The organism is Corynebacterium sp. MSK074, from assembly GCF_030229735.1.
Taxonomy (GTDB): domain Bacteria; phylum Actinomycetota; class Actinomycetes; order Mycobacteriales; family Mycobacteriaceae; genus Corynebacterium.
On the sequence record NZ_JASPIX010000002.1, the window covers coordinates 238,680 to 255,202 of the forward strand.

The 16,523-nt window shown below is 60.8% G+C and carries 14 protein-coding genes and 1 tRNA gene; 5 read left to right on the top strand and 10 right to left on the bottom strand.

Annotated features, from left to right (window positions below; genetic code table 11):
* Positions 1-24 precede the first annotated feature (24 nt).
* From QP965_RS03145 to QP965_RS03155, 3 genes are read right to left on the bottom strand one after another with little or no spacing between them, the layout of a single operon-like run.
* On the bottom strand, positions 25-1,191 hold the full coding sequence (locus tag QP965_RS03145; protein WP_284844029.1) for an ABC transporter permease: 1,167 nt from the start codon (positions 1,189-1,191) through the stop codon (positions 25-27).
* Positions 1,192-1,194: 3 nt separating this feature from the next.
* Positions 1,195-2,094, bottom strand: a complete 900-nt coding sequence (locus QP965_RS03150) for an ABC transporter ATP-binding protein (RefSeq protein WP_284767495.1) — start codon at positions 2,092-2,094, stop codon at positions 1,195-1,197.
* Between the two features lie 3 nt (positions 2,095-2,097).
* On the bottom strand, positions 2,098-2,604 hold the full coding sequence (locus QP965_RS03155) for a hypothetical protein (protein ID WP_284767494.1): 507 nt from the start codon (positions 2,602-2,604) through the stop codon (positions 2,098-2,100).
* 98 nt (positions 2,605-2,702) lie between these two features.
* Between QP965_RS03155 and QP965_RS03160 the strand changes: the two genes are divergently transcribed.
* Positions 2,703-3,500 (top strand): MerR family transcriptional regulator, encoded by a 798-nt coding sequence (locus QP965_RS03160; protein WP_239277940.1) that lies wholly within the window; start codon positions 2,703-2,705, stop codon positions 3,498-3,500.
* 89 nt (positions 3,501-3,589) lie between these two features.
* Here QP965_RS03160 and QP965_RS03165 read toward each other — a convergent pair.
* From QP965_RS03165 to QP965_RS03185, 5 genes are all read right to left on the bottom strand, one after another.
* Positions 3,590-3,663 (bottom strand) — tRNA-Arg (locus QP965_RS03165).
* A gap of 53 nt (positions 3,664-3,716) precedes the next feature.
* Entirely contained in the window at positions 3,717-5,300 is a 1,584-nt protein-coding gene (locus tag QP965_RS03170; protein ID WP_284844028.1) for an alpha/beta fold hydrolase, read from the bottom strand.
* Between the two features lie 124 nt (positions 5,301-5,424).
* On the bottom strand, positions 5,425-6,045 hold the full coding sequence (locus tag QP965_RS03175) for a LutC/YkgG family protein (protein WP_284844027.1): 621 nt from the start codon (positions 6,043-6,045) through the stop codon (positions 5,425-5,427).
* Positions 6,042-7,547 (bottom strand): lactate utilization protein B, encoded by a 1,506-nt coding sequence (locus tag QP965_RS03180; RefSeq protein ID WP_239278031.1) that lies wholly within the window; start codon positions 7,545-7,547, stop codon positions 6,042-6,044. Before QP965_RS03180 ends, QP965_RS03175 begins: the two co-directional genes overlap by 4 nt.
* Positions 7,547-8,332 (bottom strand): (Fe-S)-binding protein, encoded by a 786-nt coding sequence (locus QP965_RS03185; protein ID WP_284844026.1) that lies wholly within the window; start codon positions 8,330-8,332, stop codon positions 7,547-7,549. The genes QP965_RS03180 and QP965_RS03185 overlap by 1 nt, the downstream gene beginning before the upstream one ends.
* 210 nt (positions 8,333-8,542) lie before the next feature.
* Here QP965_RS03185 and argS point away from each other — a divergent pair, with 210 nt between their 5' ends.
* From argS to thrB, 4 genes are all read left to right on the top strand, one after another.
* Positions 8,543-10,195 carry an arginine--tRNA ligase gene (gene argS / locus QP965_RS03190; RefSeq protein WP_284844025.1) on the top strand — a complete coding sequence of 551 codons (1,653 nt, stop codon included), beginning with the start codon at positions 8,543-8,545 and terminating at the stop codon, positions 10,193-10,195.
* On the top strand, positions 10,196-11,533 hold the full coding sequence (gene lysA / locus QP965_RS03195; RefSeq protein ID WP_284844024.1) for a diaminopimelate decarboxylase: 1,338 nt from the start codon (positions 10,196-10,198) through the stop codon (positions 11,531-11,533).
* Between the two features lie 175 nt (positions 11,534-11,708).
* Positions 11,709-13,052, top strand: a complete 1,344-nt coding sequence (locus tag QP965_RS03200) for a homoserine dehydrogenase (protein ID WP_284844023.1) — start codon at positions 11,709-11,711, stop codon at positions 13,050-13,052.
* Between the two features lie 24 nt (positions 13,053-13,076).
* Positions 13,077-14,006, top strand: coding sequence for a homoserine kinase (gene thrB / locus QP965_RS03205; protein ID WP_284813889.1), 930 nt, complete (start codon positions 13,077-13,079; stop codon positions 14,004-14,006).
* Here thrB and QP965_RS03210 read toward each other — a convergent pair.
* Together QP965_RS03210 and QP965_RS03215 are read right to left on the bottom strand one after the other, a co-directional pair.
* The gene (locus QP965_RS03210; protein WP_284767486.1) at positions 13,993-14,652 is read right to left on the bottom strand and encodes a helix-turn-helix transcriptional regulator; all 660 of its coding nucleotides are present in this window, start codon (positions 14,650-14,652) and stop codon (positions 13,993-13,995) included. The genes thrB and QP965_RS03210 overlap by 14 nt on opposite strands.
* 38 nt (positions 14,653-14,690) lie before the next feature.
* Positions 14,691-16,523, bottom strand: a complete 1,833-nt coding sequence (locus QP965_RS03215) for an ATP-binding cassette domain-containing protein (protein ID WP_284844022.1) — start codon at positions 16,521-16,523, stop codon at positions 14,691-14,693.

Sequence of the window (16,523 nt, forward strand, 5' to 3'; positions counted from 1 at the left end):
AATCGGCGGGGAGCCGGATTATTTTTACTTGCTCAGTGCTTGGCGCCAGGTCATCTTGCGGCCATTGTTCAAAATGGCGCGGCGGTAAATGCGGCCAACCATGACGATAATAAGTGCAGTGGTCAAGGCCATCAGTAGGTAGCTTGCGGCAAGGCCTAGCCAGCTGAGGTTGCCTCCGGCCACCTGCAGCGGAGCGACCAGCATGGACACCGGCGGCAACCAAGTCATGACCTGCATCCACGTGGCATCCAGGTGCATCCAGCCGAACATCGGTACATACATGGTGGCAAATACGAGGAACAGGATAGGGGCCTGCGTGGACTGGAGATCCTCGGTGCGCTGCACCATCGAGCCGGCTGCAGCGTAGAGGCTGCCAAAGAAGAGCAGGCCTAGAATCTCGCCAACAAGGAGCACGGCTACCAAGCCATAGTCCAGCTCGATGTCACTAGCCAGGCCGGTCGCAGCAAGCGAGATTGCACCGCCGCCCAAAATGAGCAGCGTGGCTAGGAATCCAACGATGGTATTGCCCAGAATCTTGCCGGCCAAAAAGTCCACCGGACGCACAGAAGACAAGATAATTTCCACCACTCGGGACGACTTTTCCTCCGTGACGCGGCCGCCAATGAGGCCGGCGAAGGTCATGACGGAAAAGACGACCACCATTGCGCCAATGAGGACCGTGGCTACGCCGGCCATCTTTTGTTCCGTGCCGTCCTCTTCTTCTAAGTTCACCTGATTGACCGTGGTGGATGGCGTTGCGTCTTCCAGCTCCTGCGGGTCAATATTGAGCGTATCCAGCGCCGTTGCTTGTGCTTGAGAAGAAACGATTTGGTTGACCGTGGTAGTTACCGCGGCAGGCGTGTCGCCCTTGCTGAGGAGATCCCAGCCGTCATCCTCGGCCGGCACTAGGGCGGCATCGGCCTCTTCATTCTCTACCATTTGCTGGGCTTCTGCGCGGTCTTTCGCCGCGGTGGCATCGATGCCGGAATCATCAAAGGCAGAGGCTTCCATCCCCACGACGGCTACGGAATCCGGTTCATCATCTCCGCCGAAAATATTGATGGCAATAGGGGCGATAATGGCACCGAGGATGAGCAGCAGCATGGTGCCTACCACCATCTTCGACTTCAGTGCGACTGCCATCTCACGCTTGGCTACAACTCCGATGGTCTTCATTGCGGAATACTGCATGGCCTAGGCCTCCTCATTCTGGTTGCTGGTCACGACGTCCTGGAATAGCTCGGTGAGATCCGGAATCTTGCGGCCGAAGGAATGCACTGGGCCCGCGGCTAGGGCTGCCTGCAGGATTGCCTGGTCATCGATGGTTTCATCGGCCTCGAGCACGACGGCATCGGCAGTTTCTGCCACCAGCTCCGTGCCTTCCGGATACCAGCCGCGCGCTGGGGTAGCGACCTCAAAGCGGGGAGGGCCTTGGCTGCGCAGCTTATCGACGCCCCCTTCAGCCACCATATGCCCCTTCGTCACAATGCCCACGCGGTCACACAAGCGCTGCACCAGGTCCAACTGGTGCGAGGAGAAAATAACGGGCACACCGCGATTGGCGCGCTCGCGCAGCATGTCTGACATGACGTTGACCGCCACCGGGTCCAGCCCGGAGAAGGGCTCGTCCAGAATCAGCATGTCTGGGTCATGGATAAGGGAGGCCGCGAGCTGTACTCGCTGCTGGTTGCCCAAGGAGAGGTCATCGAGCTTATCGTCCATGCGCTCGCCCAGCCCCAGCTGTTCTAGTAGTTCAATGCCGGCGCGCTTGGCGGCGGGCTTATCCATGCCGTGCAGCGTGCCGAGGAAAACCAGCTGGCTAAGCAGCGGCTCCTTGCCGTAGAGCCCGCGCTCTTCTGGCATATAACCAATGCGGCGGCGGTTATCGTCATTGATTGGGGCGTCATCGAAGTAGACCTCGCCAGAGTCTTTGGCCAGCACACCAAGCGCAATGCGCATGGTGGTGGACTTTCCGGCGCCGTTGGAACCGACGAAACCGAAGATTTCGCCGTCACCAACGCTAAAGGTCATATCCCGCAGGGCTTGAGTCTCCCCGAAGGACTTATTGAGGTGGTCAATGGTCAAGGTGGGCATGAGTTAGTCCTCCGAGTTCTGGTTGAAGGTTAGCGCGTATCCGACAGCGGGCAACGTGGCAGAGATGAAGTAACTAAAGAGCAGGTAGTAGCCAGCTCCAAGCAAATATTTGGTGCCAATAGTGCCGGTAATTCCTCCGCCTAGGAACCAATTGCCTACGAGAAGGGTGACAAGACCGCCGGCAAAAAGAAACGCGTTAGACAGCTGCAAAGCCTTCCGGCGCCACTGGTCGAGAACCTGGGCCTCATACTCATCAAGAGAGGACAGCGGCTTGCGGTCTTTGGAATCAATTGATACCCGCAGAATGGTCCACGGAATGCAAGAAAGCACCATTGCGATAGACATTCCTAACAGTGCCCAGTAAGAAGAAATCGCCAATGCGAGGATGAGGAAAATCGCGGATACGGCCACGCAGCCATACATTGCCGCGATTAATCCACGGGTGGGGCCGGGCCTGCGGAACCGTTCGGCGCGGATCGTTGTTGAAACAGGGGCGTCGTTTGCTGTCATGCATTCAAGTGTTGCATAAACCCAACACTCTGGCAACAGTTTCTGCAGATTTTCTCTGGGGTTGACCCTGACGTGGCGTTAGGCGCGACAATGAAGCCATGGACGACATCGATGAAGTTCTTTATACCGTTGGCGAGGTAGCAGCGCTCTTCCGCATTACGGTGCGCACCTTGCACCACTGGGAGGCACAAGGCTTGCTGTCTCCCACGTGGCGCAGCTGGTCCAATTACCGGCTGTACACCGAGGAAGACTGCGCCCGCGTGCAGAAGATTCTGATCTACCGCGCTACCGGTATGAAATTGACCGATATTAAACAGCTGCTAGATGGCGATGCTTCCGATCTGGAACATTTGCGGAGGCAAAGAGAAAGCCTGCTCGCGCAGCGAGACAGTCTTAGCGACATGCTGGCAGCAATTGACACCTTGATGGAGGATGCAATGAATAACCGAAAGCTCACCACCGAAGAAATCGGACAAATTGTCGGCGATGCCAACTTCGCCGCGCACCAACAAGAAGCCGAGGAGGCCTACGGATCGAGCGAGGATTGGGCTATGTATCAGCAGCGCACTGCCGGCTGGTCGGAGAAGAACTGGAGTGATGCGCAAGCCGGCGTCGCTGAGGTGGAAAAAGAACTGGCCCAGGCCGTAGCAGACGGTGTGGCTGCTGGGTCGGAGGAGGCGCAGGGGCTCGTCGACAAGCACCGCGCGGCCCTCAGCGCCTTCTTTCCCGTCACACCGGCAAAGCACTTTTTAATCTCGCGCGGCTATGTGGCTGATGAACGCTTCCGTGCCCACTATGAGACGCAGCAGGAGGGGTTGGCGCAGTGGCTGGCAGACGCGATTGAGCATGCAGCTAAGGCACAAGGGGTGGATACCGACAACCCGGAGTGGCAATAGAAGGCTCGTGTTCAGCCAGGAAAGACTAGCTGGCCGGAGGGAAAATGAACCGCTGACCACCAGAAAATCTTGGTGGTCAGCGGTGAATGTGTCCCCGACAGGGATCGAACCTGCGACCTTCGGTACCGGAAACCGATGCTCTAATCCGCTGAGCTACGGAGACATCTCTGGGAGAATTCCCAACGATGTGATTCTAGCGCATGGGTTAGTGGGGGACTAAATCAACCCGGGGGCGTCGGAAGTAGTGACTTCACCGGTGCGCAGGTAGTGCACGCCAATGTCATCAACGACCTTGTTCTTAGAGGCAAAGTGGGCATGGCCAGGGCCATGGACGGTGACAACTCGAGACTGCATCGGCTTCGAGAGGCTGGTGTGGTACTGATACGGCGTTTGTGGGTCGCCCGTAGCCTGAATCTGGAGGGGCTTGGTGGCCAACTTGGAGCCGTCGAGAGGTGCCTGGCCCGTCACCGGTGCACGTCCACCGCATCCCGCGCCGGAGCCGTAGAGGGAATTGATGAGCGTGAAGGGATCAACGCTGACGAAGTTGGCCCACAGGTAGCTTGGGTACAGCAGTGGATTGCCAGGGACCGTGTTTTCATTGCAGACGATGAGGTTTTGCATATTCATCGCCTGGGCCAGGGATTCTTGCTCCTTGCGCACTGCTTCCGGATCGGGCTGCTCGGCATCCATAGGCTCGCTGCCATTCAAGTGCTTGGCAAAGGCATCCCACTGCGCAGGAACCGGAACAACGACGCGCGTCATCCCCAAGAGTGGGGAGGAAACCTGCACAGCATTGGGGTGCTGAATCTTCTGGCTGAGAAACTCCGCCTGCACCCGCAGCGGGCCGGTGGCGGTCATGATGTCAGCACCAGGCTGGCCGGCAAACTCGAGCCCTGGTGGGAGGTCACCAATCTTGGCATTTGGGGGCAAGACCGTGGGGCGAACGCCGGCCTCGCGGGCTACCTTTTGCGACCACTTTTCATAGACCTGTAATGGGGTGGTGCCGAGGTGGTACTTGGCGTCATTTTTAGCAATGAACCCGAAGAGATCATGCAGTCCCTTTTCATAGCCACGCTGTTGCGAAGCAAAGATGCCATTCCACGCCAGCTTGGGGCTCATGCCCGAATCTAGCAGGACCTTGCCGGTGTGCTCCGGATACTTGGTGGCGTAGGCGGAGCCGAGGTAGGTGCCATAGGAGGTGCCGGCGATATCAATCTTTTCCTCGCCCAAAGCACGGCGCACCATTTCCCAGTCCTGCAGGGTATTCGCGGTGGTCAGCGAGTTGGTATAGCCCGGGGTGTGCTTTTCGCAGGCATCGCGGGTGAGCTTACCTACCTGGAGGCTTCCTTGGAGCGGATTACTGGTGGCCGTGGCATCGCACTTTACTGGCGTGGAGCCAGGCAGGCCACGCGGTTGTACACCGATGGTGTCCCACTCATCGCGCACGGCCTGTGGCCACGGAATAGCGCTATTGCCGGCCCATCCATAGGCATCGCCACTTGGGCCACCAGGGTTGGTAAACAATGCGCCACGGCGGGCGCCTGGGTTTGCGGCGGGAACGCGCACGAAGCCGACGCTAATGGTTCCGGCCTGTGGGTTGTCGTAATACGTAGGCACGTCGATGCGGCCGCATTCGGCATTGGCGACGTCCACTTGCTCGGGGCATTCTTCCCAGGAAATGGCGGGCTTGGTGTCCTGCGGTGCGGGGGCCGGTGCAGCCGTGGCAATCGGCGCGGTGACACCAATGGCGACCGCAGCAGCTCCGAGCGTGGCCGCAAGCTTAGAAGAAAAAGAAAGCATAGGTTAGGTCTCCAGAATAAAAATGATTGGTAGACCTAGCCTATGCTTTTTTGATGCTTTTGGCATCATATTCACAGTAGGTGGGTGCCCTCACCGGCCGGGGCAGGAGAGGGGCTACGCAGTACTACTTGACGATGACAACGATGAGGTCACGCGGGCCGTGTACGCCCTCGACACGAGTGAGCTCGATATCGGAGGTAGCGGACGGGCCGGAGATCCAGGTCGCTGGCTTCTCCGGGTTCATGCGGGAGATGACTTCGGGAATGCCGTAGACGATCTCATTCTGGTGGACGATGCACAGGTGGCGGTCCGGAACCAGGGTCAGTGCGCGACGGCCGCAACGCTCGTCAGACTCGAGCACGATGGTGCCGGTCTGCGCGGAGGTGACGTGGGAATAAGTAACCACAGCGTCGGTCTCGTTCAGCGTGCGCGGATCGACAGCCTTATCGTCCGGCTTGGCGTCGAAGCCCTCGAAGAGGGTGGCGTCCATGCCTTCGGCGTAACGAATGTCGTTGCACTCGCGGTCCTTGAGGATCGTGGCGATGGTCTGCTTGAGCTCGCTTTCCTCGGTGACGTGCACCTCGGCCTTGTAATCCTCGAGTCGGTCAATGAGCATATCGCGCAGCTCGTCCGCGTTCAGGGGGCCCTCGCGGTGGTAGTCGCGCGGGGCATCAACGTGGTCGGGCAAACCAGCCTGCTTCTGGGCGGAGCGGATGCGGCTTAGGATTTCCTGCTTTGCGTTCACTTTTTGGACTCCTCACGGGCCTCGGCAAGAAGCTCCTTGCCTTCTTCGGACTCGAACCACTGGCGGAAGGACTTCTTTGGCGGAACCGCGGTGTCGCGGCCCTCAGACCAACCGGACATAAACAGTGGCAGGGATTCGATGGTCTTGTTGGTACCACCCAAGATGCGGCCCAAGGCGACCATGTGGGTTGCCTTGTTCCACAGCTTCGGGTTGCTCCACAGAAGCTGAATGGTCTTGAAGAGCTTCGGCTCGATTGGTGGGGTGGCGTGGGTAACCTTCTGGTGGCGGTTTTCCAAAATGACGTCGGAAAGCGGAATCTTCACCGGGCACACCTCGTCGCAGCGGCCACACAGCGAGCACGCATAAGGCAGGCTGGCGGAAGGATCGTTGTGGTCCTTCATGCCGGTCAGCTGCGGCGTCAGGGAAATACCGATCGGGCCAGGGTAGACAGAGCCGTAGGCGTGGCCGCCGGCGCGCTCGTAGACTGGGCAAACATTCAGGCAAGCCGAGCAACGGATGCACTTGAGAGCCTGGTGACCAATCGGGGAGGACAGGGCCGCGGTACGGCCGTTATCCAGCAGCACCAAGTGGAAGTTCTGCGGGCCATCGCCCTCAGTAACGCCGGACCACATGGAGGTGTATGGATTCATGCGCTCTGCCGTGGAAGAACGCGGCAGCAGCTGGAGGAAGACCTCCAGGTCCTGGAAGGTAGGAACCAGCTTTTCGATGCCCATCACGGTAATGAGGGTCTCCGGCAGGGTAAGGCACATGCGGCCATTGCCCTCGGACTCCACGATGTTGATGGTGCCGGTTTCTGCTACACCGAAGTTGGCGCCGGAAATGGCAACCTTGGCCTGCATGAACTGCTCGCGCAGGAACTGGCGGGAAGCCTCGGCCAACTCTGCCGGCTCAGCCTGCAGGGTGTCATCGGTATTCGGCATCTTGTTGACGAAGATATCGCGAATCTCCGCACGGTTGCGGTGGATAGCCGGAACCAGAATGTGGGACGGCTTATCCTCACCTAGCTGCACGATGAGCTCGGCCAGGTCGGTCTCGCGAGCATTGATGCCCGCGGCCTCCAGGTGTTCATTCAAGCCGATTTCCTGGGTGGCCATGGACTTAACCTTGACCACATCGGTCTCGCCGGTAGCGCGAATCAGACCCTCAATGATCTGGTTAGCTTCCTTGGCATCGCGTGCCCAGTGGACGATGCCGCCGCGAGCCTTGACTGCCTCTTCGAACTGCTCGAGCAGTTCTGGCATGCGAGCGGCAACATCTTCCTTGATGGCGGAACCCGCAGCGCGCAGCTCCTGCCAATCGTCCAGCTCCTCCACAGCGTTGGAGCGCTTCTCACGAATGGAGGTGGTGGCGTGCTGCAGGTTGTGGCGCTGGGTGGCGTTATTCAGGCCAACGTGTGCCAGGGGAACAAAGGCCTTGCTGCCACGCAGGTTGCCGTAGCCTTCCGGCGCGCGTGGTGGGGTGGTATCGAGGAAAGAGGTCATTAGAGCATCGTCTCCTTGGAGTAAGCGGCGGAGGTCGGAGTCCATGGGTGCTCCTTGGTGGAAGCCAAAATCTCAGCCATGTGCACGGCGCGGACGCCGGAACGCTGGCGGCTCAGGGCACCACCGATGTTCATGAGGCAAGAAGAGTCACCGCCGGTGACGAACTCAGCCTCAGTCTCCTTGATGTGGCGAGTCTTGTCGGTGACCATCGCGCGGGATACCTCTGCGTTCTTGATGGCGAAGGTGCCGCCGAAGCCGCAGCATTCTTCCTTATTGGGGAGTGTGACTAGGTCGATTCCTTCTACTTCTTGGAGAAGCTGGAGTGGGCGGTCTCCCAGCTTCAAAAAGCGTAGGCCGTGGCAGGAGGGGTGGTACGTCACGCGGTGCGGGAAGAATGCGCCGACGTTGGTCACGCCGGCAACATCCACTAGGAATTCCGGGAGATCCAAGGTCTTCTGAGTGGTCTTGCGCGCGCCGTCGACGTCGGCGGAGTTGCCAAATCGGTCAGCGATGCGCTCGTGCTGCTCGCGGACGGCGCCGACGCAGGAGCCGGAGGCCGCGACGACATAATCAATGGAGGGGTCGGCAAAGGCATCCGCATAGGAGCGAATCATGCCCAGGGTTTCCTTCTGATAGCCGGTATTGATGTGCATCTGGCCACAGCAGGTCTGTTCCTCCGGGAAGACCACTTCGTGGCCCAAGCGGGAGAGAACCAGTGCCGTTGCCTTTTGTACGTCCGGGAAAAGGGCGTCACCAATGCAAGTGGAAAATAGCGCAATGCGCATACGGTGCTCCTCGTTGATTTTTTACATGGGGTAGGCACGACCTTACTCCCTTTAAGTAGTACGTGCGTAATGCGTCCCCCGCTTGACCAGCAATTATTTCGCAATATTAGTGTTGTAGAAAACTGCTATCCACCGTTTGCGCTGCAAAGGGGAGTATTCTGGCGCGGCCCTTTTCACACTTGACTTTTCAGTCCACTAGAATCGTGCGACATGACACCAGCTGATTTGGCCACATTGATTAAAGAAACTGCCGTTAAGGTCATGCAAAGCCATGAGCTTGATTCCTCTGTCTTGCCAGAAACGGTAACCGTTGAGCGTCCGCGCAACCCTGAGCACGGCGATTATGCCACCAACGTGGCGCTGCAGGTGGCCAAGAAGGCCGGTGCTAATCCGCGTGAGCTAGGCGGCTGGTTGGCAGAGGCCTTGGCAGAAAATGACGCCGTTGCCGAGGCTGACATTGCGGGACCTGGGTTCATTAATATTCGCCTTGCTGCCGACGCCCAGGGAGAAATCGTCGCGCAGATTCTCCGCGCAGGCAAGGAGTATGGCAATAATGATGCCTTTGCGGGCAAGAAGGTCAACCTAGAGTTTGTCTCCGCGAACCCGACCGGCCCGATCCACCTTGGCGGCACCCGTTGGGCGGCCGTAGGCGATTCCCTGGGCCGCGTGCTGGAGGCCTCTGGCGCGGAGGTTACCCGCGAGTATTACTTCAATGACCATGGCGGCCAGATTGACCGTTTCTCCCGTTCCCTGGTGGCTGCCGCGAAGGGCGAGCCGACTCCGGAGGATGGCTACGGTGGAGCCTATATCCAGGACATCGCCCAGGCTGTTGTGGAGAAGAACCCATCCGCGCTAGAGGGCAGCGACGAAGAGGTCCAGGAAGCTTTCCGCGCAGACGGCGTGGAGATGATGTTTGCGCAGATTAAGCAGTCCCTGCACGAGTTTGGCGTGGACTTTGATGTCTACTTCCACGAGAACTCCCTCTTTGACTCCGGTGCTGTGGATGCAGCGTTGGAAAAGCTCAAGGCCGAAGGCCATATGTACGAGGCCGAGAATGCGTGGTGGCTCAAGTCCACCGACTATGGCGACTCCAAGGACCGCGTGGTGGTCAAGTCCGATGGCAATGCAGCCTATATTGCAGGTGACATTGCCTACGTGGCCGATAAGTTTGATCGCGGCCACGATTTGAATATCTACATGCTGGGCGCAGACCACCACGGCTATGTGCCGCGTTTGAAGGCGGCAGCGGCTGCCCTAGGCTACGACGCCGATGCCGTCGAGGTTCTTATCGGCCAGCTGGTTAACCTCATGCGTGATGGCAAGCCGGTGCGCATGTCTAAGCGCGCAGGCACGGTCATCACCATGGAGGATCTCGTCGCCGCCATTGGCGTGGATGCTTCGCGCTATTCCCTGGTGCGCTCTTCCGTGGATCAAACCATCGATATTGACTTGGGCCTGTGGGAGACGCAGTCTTCCGATAATCCCGTCTACTACGTGCAGTACGGCCACGCCCGCCTGTGCTCTATCGGCCGCAAGGCAGCCGAGCTGGGCGTCGATGCGGAAGGCGCGGATCTTTCCTTGCTCACCCATGATCGCGAGGGCGACCTCATCCGCACCCTGGGTGAGTTCCCAGCCGTGGTGGAAGAAGCCGCGCAGCTGCGCGAGCCGCACCGCATCGCCCGCTATGCCGAGGACCTCGCCGCGGTATTCCACCGCTTCTATGACTCCTGCCAGGTCCTGCCCAAGGCTGGCGAGGATGAAGCTCCTATCCATGGTGCCCGCCTCGCGCTGGCACAAGCCTCCCGCGTGGTCTTGGCCAATGCCTTGACCATGGTGGGCGTGAGCACCCCGGAGAAGATGTAAGTGGCGGATTTCAATGAGCTGCCGGCCCACGTCTGGCCGCGCAATGCAAAGCGCGAGGAAGACGGCGTAGTAACCATTGCTGGTGTTCCGCTGCCGGATTTGGCGGAGGAATTCCAGACCCCGCTCTATGTCTTCGATGAAGATGACTTCCGGTCCCGCTGCCAGGACATGGCCCGCGCTTTCGGTGGACCCGAGCACGTGCACTATGCCTCCAAGGCATTCATCTCAAAGAAGATCGTGAACTGGGTCAATGAGGAAGGCCTGTGCTTGGACGCGGCCTCGCTCAATGAGCTCAAGATTGCCTTGGCCGCAGAGTTCCCGGCCGAGCGCATCACCACGCACGGCAATAATAAGGACGAGGAATACCTGCGTTTGTGCGTAGACGCCGGTGTGGGCCATGTGGTCATTGATAACGAGCTCGAGCTGGAAGAGCTCAATCGCATTGCGGGCGAGGCCGGCAAGGTCCAGCCGGTGATGATCCGCGTCAAGCCGGGCGTTGATGCGCATACGCACGAATTCATCGCCACGGCGCATGAGGATCAAAAGTTCGGTATTTCGCTCGCCACGGGCGCGGCCTTTGCTGCTGCCAAGCGTTGCTTGGAGGCGGACAACCTGCACCTGAGCGGCCTGCACTGCCACGTGGGATCCCAGGTTTTTAATGCGGAGGGATTCAAACTTGCCGCGGAGCGCGTCATGGGGCTGTACCGCCAGATTTATACCGAGCTGGGTGTGACGCTGGAAGAGCTCGATCTAGGCGGCGGCTTTGGTATTCCCTACATGCCCTATGAGGAGGCGCTGGATATCGAGCGCGTGGCCGGCGATATGCTCGGCGCAGTCAAGCACACCGCAGAGGAGTTGGGCATTGAGGCACCCTTCCTCTTGGTGGAACCGGGTCGCTCCTTGGTCGCCGGCTCGGCGGTGACCGTCTACCGCGTGGGTACCGTCAAGGATGTAGAAACTGGCAAGTCGGATCTGCCGCTGCGTCGCTATATCTCCGTCGATGGTGGAATGTCAGATAATATCCGGCCTGCGCTTTACGGTTCGGCCTATGACGTGCGCGTGGTCAACCGCTTTAGTGATGGGGAAGAGGTGCCTTCCCGCGTGGTGGGCTTCCATTGCGAGTCCGGCGATATTCTCCTTGAGGACGGCGAGCTGCCCAATGATATCCAGCCGGGAGACTTGATCGCCTTTGCAGCGACTGGCGGCTACCAGTACATGATGTCCTCGCGCTATAACGGTGCGGTGCGCCCGGCGGTCGTCGCCACGCGCGTGGGCCAGACCAAGCCCATGCTGCGCCGCGAGACCATCGAGGATCTTCTTTCCTTAGAGGCGGATTAACCTCCATCCTTCAGTCCCCGTTACATGGCGGAATTTAATTCACGCCCTGTGACGGGGACTTTTCTATTAATGGCTCTATTTAGGGCGAAAGTAGACAGCTTGTTCTGTATAGTGTCCTGTATCCGCAATTAGCGGGCACTAAACCTTTACCCCAACCGCACAATGGAGACGGACTATGGCTGCATCGACTAGCGAGCTTCAGGCACACGAGCATTCCGGCAAGGGCGAGGGCGAGACCGTTGGTATCGCGCTGCTGGGCTTCGGCACCGTTGGTGCTGAGGTCTTTCGCCTGCTAGGAGAGAATGCTCATGCCTTTGCTCACCGCATCGGTGGCCCAGCCGAGATTCGCGGCATCGCCATCCACAATAAAAATAAGCTGCGCCCGGGTGTGCCCAAGGAGCTTTTGACCGATGACGCCAAGGCGCTCGTCGCCCGCGATGATATCGACCTCGTGGTTGAGGTTATCGGCGGTATCGACTTCCCACGCGAGCTGGTGCTCGCCGCACTCAATTCCGGAAAGTCGGTGGTGACCGCCAATAAGGCCCTGGTGGCCGCGCACGCAGACGAGCTGGCGGAGGCCGCCGACCGCGCCGGTGTAGATCTCTACTTCGAGGCTGCCGTAGCCGCCGCGATTCCGGTAGTGGGCATGCTGCGTCGTTCCTTGGCCGGCGATCAGGTAGAGCGCATCTCTGGCATCGTCAATGGCACCACCAACTTCATCTTGGACGCGATGGAGTCCACGGGCGCTTCCTATGATGAAGCGCTGGCGGAGGCTACCCGCCTGGGCTATGCCGAGGCCGATCCCACTGCGGATGTAGAGGGCCATGACGCCGCCTCTAAGGCCGCCATCATGGCGTCTTTGGGTTTCCACACCCGCGTGAAGTTTGAGGACGTCCACTGCGAGGGCATTACCAAGGTCACTGCCGCGGATATCGCCGCGGCCAATGATGCCGGCTATTCCATCAAGCTGCTGGCCATTTGCGAGCGCCTTCAGCGTGAGGACGGCTCCGAGGCGGTCAATGCCCGCGTGCACCCCACGTTGGTGCCTAAGGAGCACCCGTTGGCTTCCGTGAGCGAGTCTTATAATGCCATCTTCGTCGAGGCTGAGGCCGCAGGTTCCCTGATGTTCTACGGCAACGGCGCGGGCGGCAATCCTACGGCTTCTGCCGTGCTTGGCGACGTCGTCGGGGCAGCCCGCAATATCGTCCACGGCGGCCGCGCACCGGGCGAGAATACCTATGCCAACCTGCCTATCGCAGACTTCGGTGAGGTAGAAACCCGCTACCACATCGATATGGAAGTCCAAGACCGCACCGGTGTGCTGGCCGCCATCTCCGCCGTCTTTGCCGATAATGGCGTTTCCCTGCGCACCGTGCGCCAGGAAGACGGCGAGGACACCGCCCGCCTCATCGTGGTCACCCATGCCGCGAAGGAGGCGACCTTGGACACGATTGTGGCTGCTTTGGGCGAGCTCGAAGAGGTCAAGGCCGTTCATTCCGTAATCCGCCTCGGCAGCTAGCCCGGCCAAATAGACTGGACAGCTATGAGTATCGAAGTTGAAGTCGGCACTAAAGCCATCGTGACCGTTCCCGCCTCCACGGCGAACCTGGGCCCAGGATATGACACCTTGGGCATGGCGTTGAGCCTGTATGACACCGTCGAGGTAGAGGTCACCGCCTCGGGCCTTACGGTGGAAATTTTCGGCGAGGGCACAGAAGACCTTCCGCGCGATGGCTCCCACTTGGTGGTCAAGGCGATTCGCTCCGCACTCTCGGCGGCCGACGCCACGGTGCCCGGCCTGCGCGTGGTCTCGCATAATAATATCCCGCAGTCGCGCGGCCTGGGCTCTTCCGCCTCCGCCGCGGTGGCGGGCGTGGCCGCCGGCAATGCGCTGGCGGGAAGCCCGCTGACCCAAGAGCAAGTGGTGCAGCTTTCTTCCGCCTTTGAGGGCCACCCCGATAATGCGGCCGCCTCCGTGTTGGGTGACGCCGTGGTGTCGTGGACCAATGTCCCTGTCGACGGCCATTCTTTGCCGGACTACCGCGCCGCGTCCATCAAGGTGCACGAAGATATCCGCGCCACCGCGCTCGTGCCTGATTTCCACGCCTCCACCCAGGCGGTGCGCCGCGTCCTGCCCTCGCACGTGACGCATTCGGATGCGGCGTTCAACGTCTCGCGCACCGCGGTCCAGGTGGCGGCATTGCAGAACTACCCGGATCTCCTGTGGGAGGGAACCCGCGATCGCTTGCACCAGCCGTACCGCGCGGATGTGCTTCCCGTGACCGCGGAGTGGGTCAACCGCCTGCGCAACCGCGGCTATGCGGCCTACCTCTCCGGCGCCGGCCCCACCGTCATGGTGTTGCACACCGAGGAAATTGAGGAAAGCATTCTTGCCGACGCCCGCGAGCAAAACCTCCGCGTCATCGACCTCACCGTGGCCGGCCCCGTCCGCGTGGAGCTTACGCAGGTTTAATTTTTAGCCGGCACACGTTGGGGTGCTGGCGCGGCACCAAGGTGATCGAGGTGTCATCATCGCTGGTTTCTTGCAGGAAGCCAGCGTGTACCGCGCACAGGAACGGCGAAGGCTCAAGCCCTGAAGAGACAAACGGGCAAGCATGGAGCTCGATGTCGGTTGAATCGGGTTTGGTGGCAGGATCAAAGCCCATATCGCGCAGGGTGGCAAAGAGCGTATCGAGCGCACCATCGGAGGCATCCGCGCCCGCGGCGCGCGCCCAGCGTCGCCCGATCTCGAGGGCCTTGGCCGAGGCGGCGTCATCAAGCTCTTCCTTATCCGCTAGCATCGTGGTCAGCACTTCCACCAAGGTGATGTATTCCTCTGCCACCGCTTTATTATCTGGAATGCGGGCTTGGAAGATGAGGGAGGGGCGCCCGCGGCCCTTACTCGGCGCGGATACTACGTTGACGGCCCCAGCGTTGACCAGTTCATCGATGTGTCCGCGGGCGGTGTTGACGTGCATGCCTAGTTCCTCGGCCACGGTGCCGGCCTTGGCGCCTTCGGGGTGGCGCTGCACAGCGGTGAGCACCTCGCGCTGCTTGGGCGAGAGGTTGAGGGCCTCAGGAAAAAGTTCGGTGGTGGGCCGGGGAAGTGAATCAGGCATGGTGGAAATCCGCCTTGGGGTCTGCGAATACAGAAAAACTAGTTGGGGTGGGCAAAAACGTGTGCTTTAGATATCGCTAAGGATACGATGTTACCCACCGCGACGCCTAAAGCGAACTCGCGGTCTACCGGTACTGTAGCCTCTTGGCCGCCCAGATCAACGCGCAGCTGCGCCGCTGCGAGGCTGGTGGCCTCGACCGCAAGGACTCGCACCGCCCACTGATTGCATGGTTCCTCCGCCGCGCCAATGGTGGCCGCCTGCGGGTCAAAGGTCACCGCCACCTTCTGCCCGGGCTCAAAAGACGTATGCTCCGTGGTCGCCAGAACGGAAATATCGCCGCACGCGACCTCGACGGCGGAGGCGCCGATCGCGGTCACGGTTCCTTCGAGGCGGTTGAGACCCGCTAGCGCCGCAACGAAGCCCGTCGGCGGTGCCTCAAGCAGCTGCGCGGTTGCGCCGTGGGCCCGCACTTGGCCGGATTCCATGACCAGCATGTCCTGCGCCAGGTGCGCGATATCGAGCGCATCATGGGTAACAAGCAGCGTGGTACGGTCTGCGCGGGCCGCGTGTAAGAAGCGGCGCCACCTCTCGGCCGATTTCACATCGACTGCGGCAAGGGGCTCGTCCACAATCAAGACCGCCGGCCGTGCGGCTAGCGCGCGCACCAGCGCCACGTGGGCGGCCTGGCCGCCGGACAGGGCGGGCACGGGGACGTCGGCAAGCTCGCGCAATCCCGCCGCCGCCAGGAGTTCCTGCGCACGGGTCTTATCGCGGGTGACCATGGCGACCGCCTGCACGGCCGTCGAGCGCGGCGGCAAGTCCGGACGCTGGGTGAGCAAGACGACGTCGGCGCCCTCCGGGGAGATCTTCCCGCCGCTCAGGCGCCCGGCAATGCGCCCCATCAAGGTTGTTTTGCCGGAACCATTCGGGCCCACTACGGCCGTTATGGCGCGCGGGGAAAAATCCGTGCGCGCCCCGTCGACGGTCACGGACAGTGCCGGCGCATCAGTGGGACGGGTAAGGGCGCGGAGCTTATCGACGTCCATCCCATGCAACCTCCTGGCCTGCGGCTGGTAGCTTCGCCGCCGAAGGGCAGGCAAGCCCGCCAGCGCCAGACAGGCCAAGGCCAACCCGATAAGCAGCGCGGAGAGCACGTACGCGCCATCCGCATCGACCTCGCGCTCCAGATAAATACCCAGCGGCATGGTGCGGGTAACCCCCGGCTGCGAGCCGGCAAAGGTCAGGGTCGTGCCAAATTCGCCCAGCGAGCGCGCGAAGGCCAACCCCGCGCCCGTGGCCAAGGCCGGGGCGATGGAGGGAAGGATAATTTTGCCCAGGACCTCCCACCGGCCCAAGCCCACGCCGCGCGCAGAGGCGAGGATTTCCTGGTCCAGCTGGCGCAATGCCGAATCAACCGCGACCACCACGAAGGGCAGCGCCACAAAGGTCTGCGCCATAACGACTCCGGGGAAGGCGAAGGCGAGGTGGATGCCTAGGGCGTCGAAAAGCGGGGCCAGGTACCCCTTGCGGCCAAAGGCTGCGGTAAGAGCCAAGCCACCCACCACCGGTGGCATGGCTAGGGGGAGGTAGACCAGGAGGCGCACTACGGAGCTGCCGCGGCCGAGCTGCTGCACCCACAAGGCCAGCCCCAAGCCCAGCACGAGCGCAAGAACCATGGATTGGAAGGCGGCTGCCACTGAGATGAGCAGCATGTCTCGGATCTCGTGGCGCGCGAGGTAGTCGCTAATGCGCGCCCAGGGCACGCGCAGGCCAAGAGCGGCAACGGGGACGATGATGGTCGCCACCGCGATGAGGGCAATAAGGCCGATAAGAAGCGGGGCTTTGGGGCGAATGGGTTGTGGGGCGGACAT

Bases quoted from the DNA above. Each gene is read 5' to 3' on its own strand.
- QP965_RS03145 (WP_284844029.1), bottom strand. From the start codon at position 1,191: ATGCAGTATTCCGCAATGAAGACCATCGGAGTTGTAGCCAAGCGTGAG.
- QP965_RS03150 (WP_284767495.1), bottom strand. From the start codon at position 2,094: ATGCCCACCTTGACCATTGACCACCTCAATAAGTCCTTCGGGGAGACT.
- QP965_RS03155 (WP_284767494.1), bottom strand. From the start codon at position 2,604: ATGACAGCAAACGACGCCCCTGTTTCAACAACGATCCGCGCCGAACGG.
- QP965_RS03160 (WP_239277940.1), top strand. From the start codon at position 2,703: ATGGACGACATCGATGAAGTTCTTTATACCGTTGGCGAGGTAGCAGCG.
- QP965_RS03170 (WP_284844028.1), bottom strand. From the start codon at position 5,300: ATGCTTTCTTTTTCTTCTAAGCTTGCGGCCACGCTCGGAGCTGCTGCG.
- QP965_RS03180 (WP_239278031.1), bottom strand. From the start codon at position 7,547: ATGACCTCTTTCCTCGATACCACCCCACCACGCGCGCCGGAAGGCTAC.
- QP965_RS03185 (WP_284844026.1), bottom strand. From the start codon at position 8,332: ATGCGCATTGCGCTATTTTCCACTTGCATTGGTGACGCCCTTTTCCCG.
- argS (WP_284844025.1), top strand. From the start codon at position 8,543: ATGACACCAGCTGATTTGGCCACATTGATTAAAGAAACTGCCGTTAAG.
- QP965_RS03200 (WP_284844023.1), top strand. From the start codon at position 11,709: ATGGCTGCATCGACTAGCGAGCTTCAGGCACACGAGCATTCCGGCAAG.
- thrB (WP_284813889.1), top strand. From the start codon at position 13,077: ATGAGTATCGAAGTTGAAGTCGGCACTAAAGCCATCGTGACCGTTCCC.
- QP965_RS03210 (WP_284767486.1), bottom strand. From the start codon at position 14,652: ATGCCTGATTCACTTCCCCGGCCCACCACCGAACTTTTTCCTGAGGCC.
- QP965_RS03215 (WP_284844022.1), bottom strand. From the start codon at position 16,523: ATGTCCGCCCCACAACCCATTCGCCCCAAAGCCCCGCTTCTTATCGGC.